The sequence below is a fragment of the Methanomassiliicoccales archaeon genome (assembly GCA_036504055.1).
In the GTDB taxonomy this organism is placed as follows: domain Archaea; phylum Thermoplasmatota; class Thermoplasmata; order Methanomassiliicoccales; family UBA472; genus DASXVU01.
Map to the genome: position 1 here is coordinate 94,070 of DASXVU010000034.1, position 14,842 is coordinate 108,911.

Here is a 14,842-nt window from a genome sequence, read left to right on the forward strand (position 1 = left end):
CCCGCATTTCCCTAGGCCAATGTCGGCCCTAGAATCGTGACTCCATGATCGCCCACTTCCATCGTGTGGCGTTCCATCGAATGCTCGGTGGCCCTCATCTTCTCAACGCGCATGTACCGTACCAGCTTTCCCCGGGTACGGTCCAGGCCTAGCTCGATGATCCCGTCCACCAGGAATCCCTCGTTCCCGAGCAGGTCGGAAGGTGTGCCGGGATTGCGCTCCATGACGATGAACGACATGAGATTGTAATCCCTTAGCGTCTTGAAGAAGTAGAACATCTTCTTGCGCATGCCCTTGACATCGTCCATCAGGGAATACAGCGCCCCGAGCGAGTCCAGGCTGAAGACTGTGAACCGGTCTCCATGCTTCTTCTTGTAGTATCCTATGGTCTGTATTATGAATTGGAGATAATCGGTCGGCGAATCCACCTCTACGATCTCGTCAAGTTCGCGCAGGTCGGTGAAATCGGAGATCTCGAGGTTCGATGTCAATTTCAGGTTCAGCGACCTCATGTTCCTGATGTGGCTGTCGGCCGTCTCCTCTAGAGTGATGTAAAGGCCGAACTCGTTGGTCTTGTCCAGATATGAGGACATCATCGAGTAGCAGAACGAGGTCTTCATGGAGCCTGGGGGGCCGGTGATCAGCACCACCTTGGGGACCTCGATGTCCGTCCTGAATACCTTGTCCAAACCTTGAATGGAATTCCTGAACACTTTATCGACCGCCCGGATTTGCTATTTTATCGGCGGTCAGGTAATAAACCTTTTCTGGCTGGGCACCGTAGTCTGATAATTTTGAAAGTGTCCCGAATCTGGTAGACTGGCTATGCTGGAAAAATGGTCCGGGGAAGGCCCCAGAAGGGGGGGGGCGAAAACGGGTTACTCTTCCCCTTCCTCGCCGCCCTCGACCCGGAGGGAATCTCCCTTCGCCTCCGTCTCTTCCACCATTTGTTCCTCGCCCTTTCCGACGAGCCGGGCCACGGCGATGACCTTCTCGCCTTCCTCCAGGCGTTTCGCCCTGACCCCCATGGTCACCCTCCCCAGCACACGGAAGTCGGATGCCGGGAAACGGATGATGTTGCCCTTGTTGCTGGCCAGGATGATCTCGTCCTCCTCGGACACCTCGAGCACGGCCAGCACCTTTCCGTTCCTTTCGCAGACCTTGATGGCCTTGACGCCCTTTCCGCCCCGGCGGGTCTTCCGGTACTCGTCCCTCTCCTCGGCGCCCGGAAGCTCCTCCTCACAGACCTCTTCTGTCTCCTCGGCCTCTTCGATCTCCTCTTCGGCCAGTTCCTCGGCTATGCCCTCCAGTGCCTCGATACCGGACTCTTCCGCAGCACCGCGCTTGCCGACGATGGATATCTTGCCGTAACCGTTCTCTGTCACGGTGAGCAGCTTGGCGTCCTGGGTGACGATGGCCATGCTGACCACCCGGTCGCCCTCGCCGAGCCTGATGCCGCGGACGCCGTGCGCCGGCCGGCCCATGGGCCGGACGTCCCGCTCGGAGAACCGGATGGCCCGGCCATTCGCCGTGGCCAGTATGATCTCCTTGGTGCCGTCGGTGATCTTGGTGTCGACCAGCTCATCGCCCTCTTCCAATCCGACCGCGATGATGCCGCTTGAGCGGACGTTCACATACGCCTCCAGCGGCGTCTTCTTGATGACGCCCTTCTTGGTGGCGAACACCAGATAGCTGTCGCCGCCGATCTCCTTGACCGGCATGGTCTTGACCACCCTCTCGCCCTCCTCCAGCTTGGGCAGGAGGTTGACGATCGGCTTTCCTTTGGCATGGCGGCCGCCCACCGGCAGCTGCCAGGCCTTGAGCACATAGACCCGGCCCAGGTTGGTTATGAACATGAGCTTGTTATGGGTCAGGGTGACGAACATGTCGGTCACGTTGTCCTCCTCCTTGGTCTCCATGCCGATGAGCCCAATGCCGCCGCGCCTCTGCTGCTTGTAGGTGTCCAGCGGTATCCTCTTGATGTACCCGTCGGAGGTGCCCATGACCACCATGTCCTCGTTCGGGATCAGGTCCTCGATATCAAAGTCCAGGGCGTTGGCCACGATCTCCGTCTTACGGTCGTCCCCGAACTTCTCCCGGATCTCGAGCTCCTCGCTCTTGACGATGCCCAGTATCCTTTCCTTGGATGCCAGGATGGCCTCCAGTTCGCGGACCAGATTTTCGATCTCCGCATACTCGGCGCGAAGTGCCACCAGTTCCAGCCCGGTCAGCTTTCTCAAGGTCAGGTCGAGGATGGCCTTGGCCTGCTCCTCGTCTATGACCAGGAAGTCAATGAGGCCCTGTCTCGCCTCTTCCGGCGATCCGGCCGCACGGATGATGCGTATGGTCTCGTCCAGCACGTCCACCGCCTTGATCAGGCCCTGCAGGATGTGGTCCCTCTTCTGGGCCTGTCTGAGATCGTATTGGGTCCTCTTGGTGACAACATTGACCCGGTAGTCGAGGAAGTGCTGCATCATCTCCTTCAAGGTGAGCACCTTGGGCTGGTTGTCGACCAGTGCGATGTTTATGACGCCAAACGTGACCTCCATCTGGGTATGCTTGAACAGCTGGTTGAGGACGACCTCCTCCATGACGTCCTTCCGCAGCTCGATGACGATCCTCATTCCGTCACGATCGGACTCGTCGCGCAGGTCAGTGATGCCTTCGATCTTCTTGTCCTTGACCAGCTCGGCGATGGCCTCGATCAAGGTCGCTTTGTTGACCTGGTAGGGTATTTCATTTACGATGATGCGCTGCTTGCCCTCGACCTCTTCCCTGATGGTGCGGGCGCGCACCTTGATCTTGCCGCGGCCGGTCTGGTAAGCTTCGATGATGCCGTTGATGCCATAGATGATGCCGCCGGTCGGAAAGTCTGGACCCTTTACGAACTGCATCAGGTCCATCACTTCTGCGTCGGGGTGGTCTGCCAGATAGATGATGGCATCGACGATCTCGCGCAAGTTGTGCGGCGGTATGTTGGTCGCCATGCCTACCGCTATGCCGGACGAGCCGTTGATCAGCAGGTTCGGCAGCTTGGACGGGAGAACGGACGGCTCCTTCAACGAACCGTCGAAATTATCGACCCAGTCGATCGTTTCCTTGTCCAGGTCGGCCAGCATCTCCTCTGCTGTTTTCTGGAGACGGCATTCGGTGTACCTCATGGCCGCGGCGGAATCGCCATCGACCGAACCGAAGTTGCCCTGCCCATCAACGAGCGGGTAACGCAGCGAGAACGTCTGGGCCATGCGGACCATCGAGTCGTAGACGGCGGTGTCGCCGTGCGGATGATATTTTCCAAGGCAATTGTGTGCCAGTATTCCGTTTGCTACGAATTCGTGGGCTCCGGCGACCTGCATATCATAGGTCTTCTGTTTCGAAGCGGCCTCTGTGCTCTCGACCCTCTGGAAGTATAGGTTCTTATCAAGCATCTCTTCCAGAACAGGAGCTAGTTCCGAACCGATCCTCTGCAATTTGGATTGGATGCCCCAATCAACGATCTGGGTCCGCCCTAGGTTCTTATCTTTTAGGTCGAACGAATATCTGATCTTCGCCCCATCAGGGAACTTGATCCCCGCACGGAATTTGCTGCCTTCTGTGTCCTCATACCATCCACTACCGATATGGTATCTGGACAGCTCAGAGAATATGACGTCTGCGGAATAAGGGATCTGGTCGAACCTAACCACTTTTTGCGGTGCGGATGCGATTCTTTCCAACCGCTCTCTCTTATCATCACATGCCAGGTTAAGCAGGCCGCTCAGTACCTTAGAGTACCTTCCACTGGCTTCCAGTGCAAAGAATTCGTGATTTAGCTTGGTATAGCGATCATCGATCTGGTGGAGTTCGGCGTTCTCAGGCAATGTCCGATACCGCTTGAGCATGACCCCAAGGTGCTGGGATATTATCTGGACCCCGTCAGCAAGGGCAGTTGAGACTGTTCCATAGTGCACCGTCGAGCGGTTGGTATGGATCGATCCATCGCCATCGATCAATCCGGACAGGAGCGCGCTCAATACATTCTTCGGAGATTGGTAGAACTGCTCGGGGATGCGTTTCGTCGGTGCTTTCCACGTCGAATCGATTCCGAATGTGTCCGCCAAGTATACGTTGAGAGCTTTGCTGTTGACTCTGACCTGATATGCGGTCCCAACATAGCCAGGACCTTGGTTGTGTACCGCGTTATAGGTTTTGGCCTCTACATTCGCTTTGTATCCGAAAGCGTTCTCGAGAGAGTCTCTGACCCGATCTGCAACACTGACAGATGTGGAAAAGAAATTGAACCTTCCAGCGCCACTGTAGTTTGCCTCATACCAACCATCGGACAGGAATTGACCGACCAGGTAGGCGATGTCCTCATTGAGATAGATCGCCTTCCCTTCATAGTCAGGCAATCTGACCGGGGAAAGATCATCTGGATAGTCCATTCTCATGACGACGTGGTCTTCAGATGTCAGATCGCTCGCCAATTTCCACTCATATTCCAGCGAGCGATTGATCACCTTGATCATCTGGGAAGGAGTGGCCGTTATGCTGACTCCACTCTCCAGAGTGATCTTGACCAGCTCACGCTCTGGCATCTCATAGAGTTCGGTGACCGGGCACTTGCCTGATTGGGTGTAGACCAGGTCACCGATTTGTATGTCCTCGATCGGAAGCAATCCTTTCTCGGTGAGAACACGGGTTCCCGGGACGAAACATTCTCCGACCACCCTGGCGCTCTTCTTTGGAGCGGATTTCGAGGTGATCCCCAGGTCGTTCATGGCATAGAGGATCCTCCGGTGCACCGGCTTCAGACCGTCACGCACATCCGGCAGTGCCCTGCCGACTATCACGCTCATCGCGTAGTCGATATAGCACTTCTTCATCTCGATCTCGATCGATTTCGGGACCACCTGGAAGCCGGCATTCTTGTCCTCTGGGGCCAACGGAGCGGCGGCTGGTTCTATCTGTTCGGTTACAGGTGCGATCTGCTCTTCCTTCTTTTCCGGAACGTTCTGTTCGGCGGGCTGGTTGTTCTGCTCTTCATTGTCTGCCATTTAGCTCACCTCACACGTCCAGGTTCTCTACTTCTTTGGCATGGGACATGATGTATTCCCGCCTCGGTTCGACCGCGTCACCCATGAGCACGGTGAACATCTCGTCCGCCTTGACAGCGTCCTCGATGGTGACGTGCTTCATCACCCTGGTCGTGGGATCCATCGTCGTCTCCCAGAGCTGGTGCGGGTTCATCTCACCCAGACCTTTGTATCTCTGTGCGTTCGCACCCTTGCCCATCTCCTCCACCGCCTTCTGCATGTCCTGGTCGGTGTAGACATACACTTCCTTCTGTCCACGGTAGACCTTGTAAAGGGGCGGCTGGGCCACGTAGATGTATCCGTTCTCGACCAGCGGTTTCATGTACCGGTAGAACAACGTCAGCAGCAGCGTCCGGATATGCGCACCGTCCACATCGGCATCGGTCATTATGATGACCCTATGGTATCGGGCCTTGGCCAGGTCGAACTCGGTTCCGATATTGGTACCGAGCGCCGTGATGAGGTCGCGGATGGCGCTGCTCTTGAGGAGCTTGTCCATCCTCGCCTTCTCCACGTTCAGTATCTTGCCGCGAAGGGGCAGGATGGCCTGGAACTCGCGGTTTCGGCCCTGTTTGGCGCTGTTGTGAACGAACACCCCGGCCGCCAATGCGAAATTGTGGGTTCCGGGGACCTCGATGTCGTAGACGTCCATCCTCTCAGTGAACGGCTTCACCGACACTACCTTGTGGTTCCAGTATGAAAGCACCTCTTTTATGGTGCCATCGGCGGAGACCGGTTCCATGGACGGGTTGAGGAAGTCCCATTCGCTGCTGGTGGGGTTCCAGACCTTCGGTTCTGAATCATACCCCTCGCAATGGAAAGGCATCAGCGAATCCCCTTCGATCAGTTCCCTCGCCATCCTGAACCGGCCGCTCCGCATCATGAAGAGATGGTCCGGTGTGCATCGGATGCTCTCGCCGTTATCGAGCGTGACCTCGACGACCTCCGCCATCGACCGGGTCATCCTCGGCTCTGCGATCCTTTCCACGCAGACGTTGCCTTCCTTGCCGACGGTATAACAGTAGTTCTCCTTTCCGGAAGCGTGTTCTGCGACCAGTTCGACGAAGGTGAGCTCCCGACCATCCGCCAGTGCCACCTTGGTGTCGCCTGAGAAGCACCCTCCAGCGCTGTCGCCCTCGACGATATAGATCTCACATTTGGACGGGTCCCGCTCAGCGCAGTCGGCCAGCTTTCCCGGCAGCGCCGCGGACTCCAGGAACCCCTTCCTCCTGGTCAGCTCCCTTGCCTTGCGCGCGGCCTCCCTGGCCTGTGCGGCGAGGATCGACCGCTCGATGCACTTCTCCGCCACTTTCGGGTTCTCTTCCAGGAACTCCTTCAGTTTGGCGCTCAGTACCGAGTCGACGATCCCTTTGATCTCCGAATTTCCAAGCTTGGTCTTGGTCTGTCCCTCGAACTGCGGCTCGGGCACCTTGAGGCTGAGGATGGCGGTCAACCCCTCCCGGACGTCGTCACCGGTGAGGCCTTCCTCGCTCTCCTTGATGAATTTGTACTCGTGGGCATAATCGTTTATCGTCCTGGTCAGCGCGGAACGGTACCCGTTCACGTGGGACCCGCCCTCGATGGTGTTTATGTTGTTGACGAAGGAATAGAACGCCTCGCTGTAGGCGTCGGTGTACTGCATCGCCAGTTCGACGATCACATTGTCCTTTTCTGCGATCAGGTATATGGGCTTCTCGTGCAGCGCCACCTTGTTCTTGTTGATCGACTGCACGAACTCGATGATGCCCCCCTCATAATGGTACTTCTCTTCGCGTCCGTTCCGCAGGTCCTTGAAGAAGATGGCAACGTTCTTGTTCAGGTACGCCAGGTCCTTGAGCCGGGAAGCGAGGACCTCGTCGTCGAAGTTGCGGTCCGGGAAGATCTCCGGGTCGGGCATGAAGGCGATCGTCGTGCCCGTGTCGGTGGACTCGCCCACCAACTCCAGGGGCTTGGAGAGTATACCGCGTTCGCAGCGCATGTGCCACTCCTTCCCTTCCCTTCGTACGCGCACATCGAGCCACTCGGAGAGCGCGTTCACCACGGACATTCCAACACCGTGCAACCCGCCGGACACCTTGTACGACTTCCGGTCGAACTTGCCGCCAGCATGAAGGGTGGTGAGCACCATCTCCACCGCTGGTCGGTTGTATTTGGGCAGGATGCCGGTCGGAATGCCCCTGCCATCATCGGCCACCGTACAGCTGCCGTCCAGGTTGATCGTGACCTCGATGCGGGAGCAGAAACCCTGCATCGCCTCGTCGATGCTGTTGTCGACTATCTCATACACCAGATGGTGGAGCCCTCTCGTGTCCGTGCTCCCGATGTACATGCCCGGCCGCTTTCGAACGGCTTGTAGGCCTTCGAGCACTTGGATGCTCTCGGCCGTGTAGCTAGTATCCTCCATAATGTCAACTCCGATGAACTGTTAACCTGATGTCCCTGCACTCTTCCCAACCACGTTTCCATGCCCTGGGAAAAGTGGTAGACTCCCATCCTTCTGTTATATAAAACCTAATGGCATCGCGGTATTTAAATGATACCCTCATCTGGCTATGGTGTAGAAATAATGCCTGGATTTCGGGTCTAATGGGCACCGTTCAGCACGATCGCCGACGCCAGTTTGCGAACGGTCCGGGGAAATGTCTTTTAGACGGGAAGGGGTTTGCCGGAACATGACAATCATGGAGGCTGCCAAGGGCGGTCCTACCGAGGAGACCAATGCGGTCGCCAAGAACGAAAGGATGGACCCAGAGAAGCTGAGAAGGCTGGTCGCCTCCGGCAGAGTGGTCATTCCGCTCAACCCCATTCACGGCGCAGCGCCCTGCGGCATAGGGGAAGGTCTTCGGGTCAAGGTCAACGTCAACCTTGGCACCTCCCGGGACATCGTCAACGTCGAGGAAGAGCTGGCCAAGGCAAGGCTCGCTGTCCGCTACGGCGCCGATGCCATCATGGACCTGAGCACCGGCGGTGATATTGATGCCATTCGCAGACTCATCTTAAAGGAGACGAAGGTCCCGATCGGCACCGTCCCGATCTACCAGGAAGGGCTCCGGGCAGCACGCAGGAGCGCCGTCGTGGACATGAAGGAGGATGACATATTCAACGGGATCGAGAAGCATGCCAAGGACGGCGTCGACTTCATGACCGTTCACTGCGGCATCACAAAGCACAGCGTGGACCGGCTCAAGCATTCCGACCGCATCACAGATGTGGTCTCGCGGGGCGGATCGTTCCTGGTGGCATGGATCCTGCATAACGGCAAGGAGAACCCGCTCTACGAGCAGTACGATTATCTATTGGAGATGGCCAGGAAGTACGAGTTCGCATTATCGCTGGGGGATGGCCTGCGGCCCGGCTGCCTGCATGATGCCAGTGACGGTGCGCAGATCTCCGAGCTGATCATATTGGGAGAACTGGTCAAGCGCGCCCGCAAGGCCGGCGTACAGACCATGGTCGAGGGACCTGGACACGTCCCCATGGACCAGATCGCGGCGAACGTCCGAATTCAGAAGACGGTGTGCGACGGGGCACCGTTCTATGTCCTGGGGCCTTTGGTCACGGACATCGCACCCGGTTACGACCATATCACCGGCGCCATCGGCGGGGCGATCGCCGCTTTCGCCGGAGCTGATTTCCTCTGCTACGTGACCCCGGCGGAACACCTGGGGTTGCCCGATCTTGACGATGTAAAGGAGGGCCTGATCGCCTCGAAGATCGCCGCCCATGCCGCCGACATCGCCCGCGGCATCGACACGGAAAGGGATGACCGCATGGCCCGGGCGCGTAAGGCCTTGGACTGGGAGGGCATGTTCTCAGAATCGTTGGACCCGGAGAAGGCCAGACGCTATAGGTCCCGGGGCAAGACGGAACAGAAGGAAGGCTGCTCCATGTGCGGGGACGTCTGCGCCATGAGGATCGTCGGGGAATACCTGAAAAAGACCGATTGATCGGGAGAAGATGGAGCCACTGAGGGGAATCGAACCCCCAACCTAGTGATTACGAATCACTCGCCCCGCCATTAGGCTACAGTGGCGTCTGGTTCCAACAAATGTTCCCATCATTTAAAGGTTTCTTTGCGGTTCCAGCATGGCGGTTCTGCTGACAGATGGTGCTTTCTGAGCTCAAAATCCGGGAATGCAAACGCATTAGCAAAACGATTTAAGCGCTCCGGCTCATGTTTCCCCGATATTATTGCAGCCTCAGTTCGGTGTCCCGCCTGGCGTCCTGGTCGAGCAGCGGCGCGGAGGCCAGAAGTCCCTGAGATCCCTCCTGGACCTGATGAGGGACCCCCATTTCACCGGATATCTCATGACCGGGATGACCCTGGACGAGGACACCACCAACGGCGTCATAGTTGTGGATGTCGGCAAGGCGATCCTGGCTCTGTACGCCTTCCGCCCGTCAGGCAATAACAGCGTGGAGATGACCTACCGGGGAGAAAGGGCGGTGGAGTTCACCTGCGGGGACGCACTGTGCCCGGAGTCGCAGCTAGAACTGCACGCGCTCAAGGACCTGAAGGAGATCAAGAAGATCATCGGTGAGGCAAAGGATGGTGTGGACCTTCCACATTTCCTCGATAATTTCTACCATGACCGGCTGGAAGAGACGGTCCATCAGCCGGAGCCGGTCTCGTTGGGGGTTAAAAGCGACCCCTGCCATCAACCGGCACCTCAAACGGATTCTCTCGACTCGATCAAGGACCTGATCGTGCAGCATCACAAACGGAACGCCGAAGGAGGCGCCAGGAAGGCCGGATACCACGAACTGGAGATCGATATCGTGGAGGGCGAGTCATACCTGGTGGAGGAACAGACAAGGGACTTCTCCTACGGGATCTTCGCCTCAATGGTGGACGACAACTACAAGGGCATCGGCATAACCCGGATCAATCCCAGACTTCTACGCTCGAGGATCAGCGGAGCAAAGCCCCGCTTGCTCTGGTTGACCGACCATGAGTCCACCCAGGAGGAGACCATACCTCCGTCACTGGAGAAGATCATGGTGGTCCTGGAGGAGTTCATCCTCAATAACGAGCTGAGCGTGGTGTTGGTGGACGATCTGCAGTACCTGATAAGCTGCAACACCTTCGAAGGAGCGGTGAGATTCATCCGTAACCTGGTGGACAAGATATCGGAGCGCTCGGCGGTGTTCCTTCTGTCCGTCGACCCGAACTCGCTAAGCGCCCAGGAGCGTTCCGTCCTGGAAAGGGAATTGCGGGTGGTGCGGGACCGTTGATCACGAAGGAAGTGTTCAGATCCGCTTCATCTCTGCCTTGAACTCGATGAGCCGGTCCAGCGTTTCCTCGTACTTCTCCCGCTTCATGCCCATGCCGGCGTCCTTCAGGATCTTGACCATCACGGTCACGTCCTTGCCGTCGGCCTTGTAGTCCAAGAGAGTGCTCTTGGCCTTCCTCATCTCGCTCTTGAGCACTTCTGGCAACGTCTTCATGATGTCCTCGCGGCCCTTACGCGACAAAATACCCATCATGCTCCAGTCACCCCGTTCTCCTGCCTCCTGGGCCTCCTTGAGCAGGTTCCTTGCCTGTCTTACGTCCACGTAGAACCTTTCAGAGTTCTGGACGAGCTTCTCGAGCGACTCACAGATGTCGTGCGCCTCAACATATTTCCCGGTGACCTTCTCTGCTATCTTACGGCCGTTCTTGGATTCCTCCAATGCCGCCAGGAGCTCTCCCTTCGATGTCTGTTCCCGCATCCGGCCGATCGATTCCGTCATCTCTGACGTGTCGCCGTTCATGGATCTGGCCACTCCAACGAGCTTTTCCAGATGCTCCAGGTCCCGGGCAAGCCTCTCCTCAATGGCGAAGCGCACGGACGAACGGCACTCCTTGACGGATTGTACCGCAGTGGAGATATCCTTCTGTTTTCCGGCACGTACGGCCTTGTCGATCATCCTCCGGCACTCGGATGTATCGATGTCGTAGTCCTTGGCCATGGCCATAAGCGGCTTCACTTCGGCCACCAGCACAGGGAACTGCTTCTTCAGTTCCTCGTTCTGTTCAGCCTCGATGCGTGCCTGCTCCTTCTGCATCTCCAAATCTTTCTCTCTTTCACTCTGTCCCTGTTTCGGTTCTTCCTCGCGCTCGGGCGCAACCTCGAACTTGGCGCCGCAGGCAGGGCATTCGTCACTGTCCGTGGGTATCTGTTTGCCGCATTCAGGACACTCCGATTCAGAGACCTCCTCGATCAGGAATTCCACCCCGCATTTGGGGCACTTTGTCGAATCGCCGGAGATGTGGGTCCCGCACTCTGGGCAGTCGAACTCGAACGATTCCTTCTCTGCGTCGTTGGGTGAACTAGAACCTGTCATCGAATCACGACTCGACCGCTATTTTCTATCCAATTAACCTTAGATTATTTATTGCTACTTACGTGGGTGCCCTTCCTGAGAATATGTCTGGCCATACTCATTGCTCATGGCCAGCGCGTCCTCGACGGGCAAGGGGGTTTCGCATATGATGGTGCATTCCCTTTCAAGGCCGAACAGAGATGGCACCAGGTGGGAAAAGTCCGGATCCTTGGCGCTGAGCGGCAGGTGCCGTTTCTCCCCGGCCCTGGTGTACTCGATGCAACTGTAATGGCAATGAAGTCTGCCTGACCATATCCGGGTAAGTTCGTCCATCACCTTCCGGAAATCGTCCTCGGTGCGGAGGGAGCCGCCATAACGTGCGTGGATATGGGCGAAGTCGATCACCGGTTGCACCCCCTTCAGCGCCCGCGTCACGGTCCCGATCTCCTCCAGGGTGCCCCAGGTGCTCCCCCGCCCCATGGTCTCCAGGCCCAGCACGACGTCCAGGGATTCCTTCTCCATCTGCTCCAGACATTCGGATAGACCGCGCATCACCGCTGCCGTGGCGATCTCCGGCTCCTTTCCGGCGTAGGTAGCGGCATGGATGACGATGATCCAGGCCCCGGCCTTTGCGGCCGCCCGGGCGGTGCGCATTACCCATTCCTTGCTCTTCTCATAGGTCTCTGGGACCGAATTGAAGCTGATGTAGTATGGGGCATGGGCGCTCAGCATCACGTCCGTCTCCTCCGCCTTGCGCCTGATGGCCTCGGCCCGCTGGTCGCTCAAGTTCACCTGTCGCCCGAACTGAAGCTCAAGCGCATCCAGGCCCGCTTCCCTGACCATTCCGACGGCCTCGGCTCCGTCCTTCGCCCCTTTCGGATAGCCCGCCGGCCCGAACCTAACCATGATGGCTCATCGCCTCCGGCCGATATATGATTTGACCCAACACGGTAGGGCTGGACTCAAAAAGGCTATCTATTCGGTATGCCCCTAGTATCCCTGGAGAGGACATGGAGACAGAAGGAGTGCCGGTGGAGATCCCGCCTGACTGCAACGTCATCATCGGGCAGTCGCATTTCATCAAGACGGCCGAGGACCTGTATGAGGCGATGGTCAACTCCACGCCGTCGGCAAAGTTCGGCATCGCCTTCTGCGAGGCGTCGGGCCCCAGGCTGGTACGGGTCGAGGGAAATGACGAGGAGCTGAAACGGGTGGCGGCCGATAATGCCATGCTCATCGGTGCCGGGCACACGTTCGTGGTGCTTCTCAGGAACGCCTTCCCGGTGAACGTGCTAGGTGCCATCAAGGCAGTGCCCGAGGTGTGCTCCATATTCTGTGCCACGGCCAACGAGCTGAAGGTCATCGTCGCCAAGGAGGGCGAGGGCCGCGGCGTGATCGGGGTTATCGACGGTAGATCGCCAATGGGAGTGGAGAAAGATGCCAACATCAAAGAAAGAAGAGAATTCCTCCGCAAGATCGGATACAAGCGCTGACGATGACTACCTGGACCAGTACGAGGTCACCGCCAAGTACTACGACATATGGTATGAGGACTTCACCGAGGACGTCGAGTTCCTGAAGCGGATGGCGGAACGTACCGGAGGACCCATTCTGGATTGCATGTGCGGCACCGGAAGGACACTGCTCCCGCTGGCCAAGGAAGGCTACAAGATATCCGGATTTGACGCGTCAGAGGCGATGCTGGATAAGCTGACGGCGAAGATCGAGACCCTTCCAGAATCGATCCAGGAGAACGTCCACATAGGCCACGGGGACGTCAGGAACTTCGTCTGCAAGAAGAAGTTCAAGCTGGTGATCATTCCGTTCAATTCCTTCCTGCACCTGCTGGAGACCGAGGAACAGGAGGCGGCGCTGAAGAACGTGGTCGATCACATGGCCAAGGACGGGCTCTTCATCCTGAGCATCTTCAACCCCAGGCTTGACCGGCCCGAAGGGCTGCTCAGGCATCGCGGCACCAGGATCACCTCCCAGGGGGAGATCATCACCAAGATGGAGGCACAGGAGTTCAACACCCCCGAACAGACCACCACCATCCACTACTTCTATGACATCTCCCGGCAGGACCAACCGCTGCGCCGGGTGACCGCCACGATGACGCTGCGGTACATGTTCGAGAGGGAGGTCGTCGATCTGATGGAACGCTGCGGGCTGGAGGTTGCCGAAGAGTACGGCGACTATCTGCTATCGCCGTTCAAGAAGACCAGCGACATCATGGTGTTCGTGGCCAGGAAATCGGCATGAAGGTCGGGCCGATCGACCTTGACAGCACGCTGGGCTGCGGCCAGGTCTTCCGCTGGCGTAAGGTGGGAGAGACCTGGAACGGCGTATTGAAGGGTGTGGAGGTCCAACTACGTCAGGTCGGCGAGACCATTGTGGCCCGGGGAGACTTAGGAGACGACGCCCTGGAACGCTATTTCCGTTCCGATGATGATCTGGACCTCATCCGTTCCGAGATATCCAAGGACCCGATGATCAGCACCATGGTGTCAGACCGCCCTGGTCTTCGTCTCATCCGCCAGGACCCCTGGGAATGTGCCGCCTCCTACGTCCTGGCAACGAATGCCAACATTCCCCGCATACAGAAAATGATCGAAAAGGTGTGCCGCACCTTCGGCGATCCCCTCCCTGGCGGCTCGTTCGCATTCCCGCGCCCGGACCAGATCGCCTGCGGAAGGAAGAAGGCCGAGACCTGCGGGCTGGGCTTCCGCTGCGGCAGGTTCGTGGAGTTCGCCAGGATGGTGGATAGCGGGGAGATCGATCTGGAGTCTTTGAGGAACGTCGACTACGAAGCATGCCACAAGGAATTGAAATCATACCCTGGCATAGGAGACAAGGTGGCGGATTGCGTCGCGGTGTTCAGCCTGGACCACTTGGAGGCTTTCCCGGTGGACGTTCGAATAAAAAAGGCCATGGAAGAGATGTATGGGGTCAGAGGCACCTACCGACATGTGAACCGGTATGGCAGGGATTATTTTGGCCGGTTCGCCGGTTATGCCCAGGAGTACATCTACTATTCGTTCCAGAGGAAAAGACCGACCTAGAGCAGAGGCGCATTGACCTCTGGACAGACACAGTCCGGAGCCTTGAGACCGGTGTGGATCTCGTAGACCTTGATCAACATCCCGCTCTTCTTGACCATCTCGCAGATGCGGCACGTCTCCGTGACCATGTCGGATCCGTTCATGATACGGACCGCGGCCACCTCGACCTCGTGCTTGAACTCCTCGTACTTCCCGGAGTTCTCTATCTCCTTACTGGTGCCCCTCTTCGCCTTGAGGTATTGGGATATCGCTGCGTCGGTCACGCCGAACCGCCTTGCCACTTCTGCCTGGCTCAGGTGGTGCTTCTCGACCAATTCCCTTGCGAGTTCTCTCCTGATAGAGGGCAAAACATACCAAACGATGAGCTCGCACGGAATCTTCATAAGAATCTGAAGGAAT

Annotated in this window: 11 protein-coding genes and 1 tRNA gene; 5 read left to right on the forward strand and 7 right to left on the reverse strand. The window is 57.7% G+C overall.

Going from position 1 to position 14,842, the window contains the following annotated elements; genetic code table 11:
- Window positions 1-11: 11 nt before the first annotated feature.
- The 3 genes from VGK23_08405 to gyrB all read right to left on the reverse strand — a co-directional run bounded on the left by VGK23_08405 (window position 12) and on the right by gyrB (window position 7,479).
- Window positions 12-689 (reverse strand): ATPase domain-containing protein, encoded by a 678-nt coding sequence (locus VGK23_08405; protein HEY3420558.1) that lies wholly within the window; start codon window positions 687-689, stop codon window positions 12-14.
- 189 nt (window positions 690-878) lie between these two features.
- Window positions 879-5,036 carry a DNA gyrase subunit A gene (gene gyrA, locus VGK23_08410; protein ID HEY3420559.1) on the reverse strand — a complete coding sequence of 1,386 codons (4,158 nt, stop codon included), beginning with the start codon at window positions 5,034-5,036 and terminating at the stop codon, window positions 879-881.
- A gap of 10 nt (window positions 5,037-5,046) precedes the next feature.
- Window positions 5,047-7,479: a DNA topoisomerase (ATP-hydrolyzing) subunit B gene (gyrB, locus tag VGK23_08415; GenBank protein HEY3420560.1), complete on the reverse strand. Its 2,433-nt coding sequence runs from the start codon at window positions 7,477-7,479 to the stop codon at window positions 5,047-5,049.
- Between the two features lie 268 nt (window positions 7,480-7,747).
- On the opposite strand from gyrB, the gene thiC reads away from it, so the two are divergent.
- Window positions 7,748-9,022: a phosphomethylpyrimidine synthase ThiC gene (gene thiC / locus VGK23_08420; GenBank protein ID HEY3420561.1), complete on the forward strand. Its 1,275-nt coding sequence runs from the start codon at window positions 7,748-7,750 to the stop codon at window positions 9,020-9,022.
- An 11-nt stretch (window positions 9,023-9,033) separates the two neighbouring features.
- On the opposite strand, the gene VGK23_08425 is transcribed toward thiC, so the two are convergent.
- Window positions 9,034-9,108 (reverse strand) — tRNA-Thr (locus VGK23_08425).
- Window positions 9,109-9,266: 158 nt separating this feature from the next.
- Here VGK23_08425 and VGK23_08430 point away from each other — a divergent pair.
- On the forward strand, window positions 9,267-10,310 hold the full coding sequence (locus VGK23_08430; GenBank protein HEY3420562.1) for a DUF835 domain-containing protein: 1,044 nt from the start codon (window positions 9,267-9,269) through the stop codon (window positions 10,308-10,310).
- A gap of 15 nt (window positions 10,311-10,325) precedes the next feature.
- Here VGK23_08430 and VGK23_08435 read toward each other — a convergent pair whose 3' ends face one another.
- Together VGK23_08435 and VGK23_08440 are read right to left on the reverse strand one after the other, a co-directional pair.
- Window positions 10,326-11,402, reverse strand: coding sequence for a zinc ribbon domain-containing protein (locus VGK23_08435; GenBank protein ID HEY3420563.1), 1,077 nt, complete (start codon window positions 11,400-11,402; stop codon window positions 10,326-10,328).
- 54 nt (window positions 11,403-11,456) lie between these two features.
- Entirely contained in the window at window positions 11,457-12,287 is an 831-nt protein-coding gene (locus tag VGK23_08440) for a TIM barrel protein (GenBank protein ID HEY3420564.1), read from the reverse strand.
- Between the two features lie 104 nt (window positions 12,288-12,391).
- Here VGK23_08440 and VGK23_08445 point away from each other — a divergent pair, with 104 nt between their 5' ends.
- Genes VGK23_08445 through VGK23_08455 form a run of 3 tightly spaced genes read left to right on the forward strand, consistent with a single transcriptional unit; the run spans window position 12,392 to window position 14,443 of the window.
- The gene (locus VGK23_08445) at window positions 12,392-12,874 is read left to right on the forward strand and encodes an adenosine-specific kinase (protein ID HEY3420565.1); all 483 of its coding nucleotides are present in this window, start codon (window positions 12,392-12,394) and stop codon (window positions 12,872-12,874) included.
- Window positions 12,819-13,643, forward strand: coding sequence for a class I SAM-dependent methyltransferase (locus VGK23_08450; protein ID HEY3420566.1), 825 nt, complete (start codon window positions 12,819-12,821; stop codon window positions 13,641-13,643). The genes VGK23_08445 and VGK23_08450 overlap by 56 nt, the downstream gene beginning before the upstream one ends.
- Window positions 13,640-14,443 (forward strand): DNA glycosylase, encoded by an 804-nt coding sequence (locus tag VGK23_08455; protein HEY3420567.1) that lies wholly within the window; start codon window positions 13,640-13,642, stop codon window positions 14,441-14,443. The genes VGK23_08450 and VGK23_08455 overlap by 4 nt, the downstream gene beginning before the upstream one ends.
- Here VGK23_08455 and VGK23_08460 read toward each other — a convergent pair.
- Window positions 14,440-14,826 (reverse strand): helix-turn-helix domain-containing protein, encoded by a 387-nt coding sequence (locus tag VGK23_08460; protein HEY3420568.1) that lies wholly within the window; start codon window positions 14,824-14,826, stop codon window positions 14,440-14,442. The genes VGK23_08455 and VGK23_08460 overlap by 4 nt on opposite strands.
- Between the last annotated feature and the right edge of the window lie 16 nt (window positions 14,827-14,842).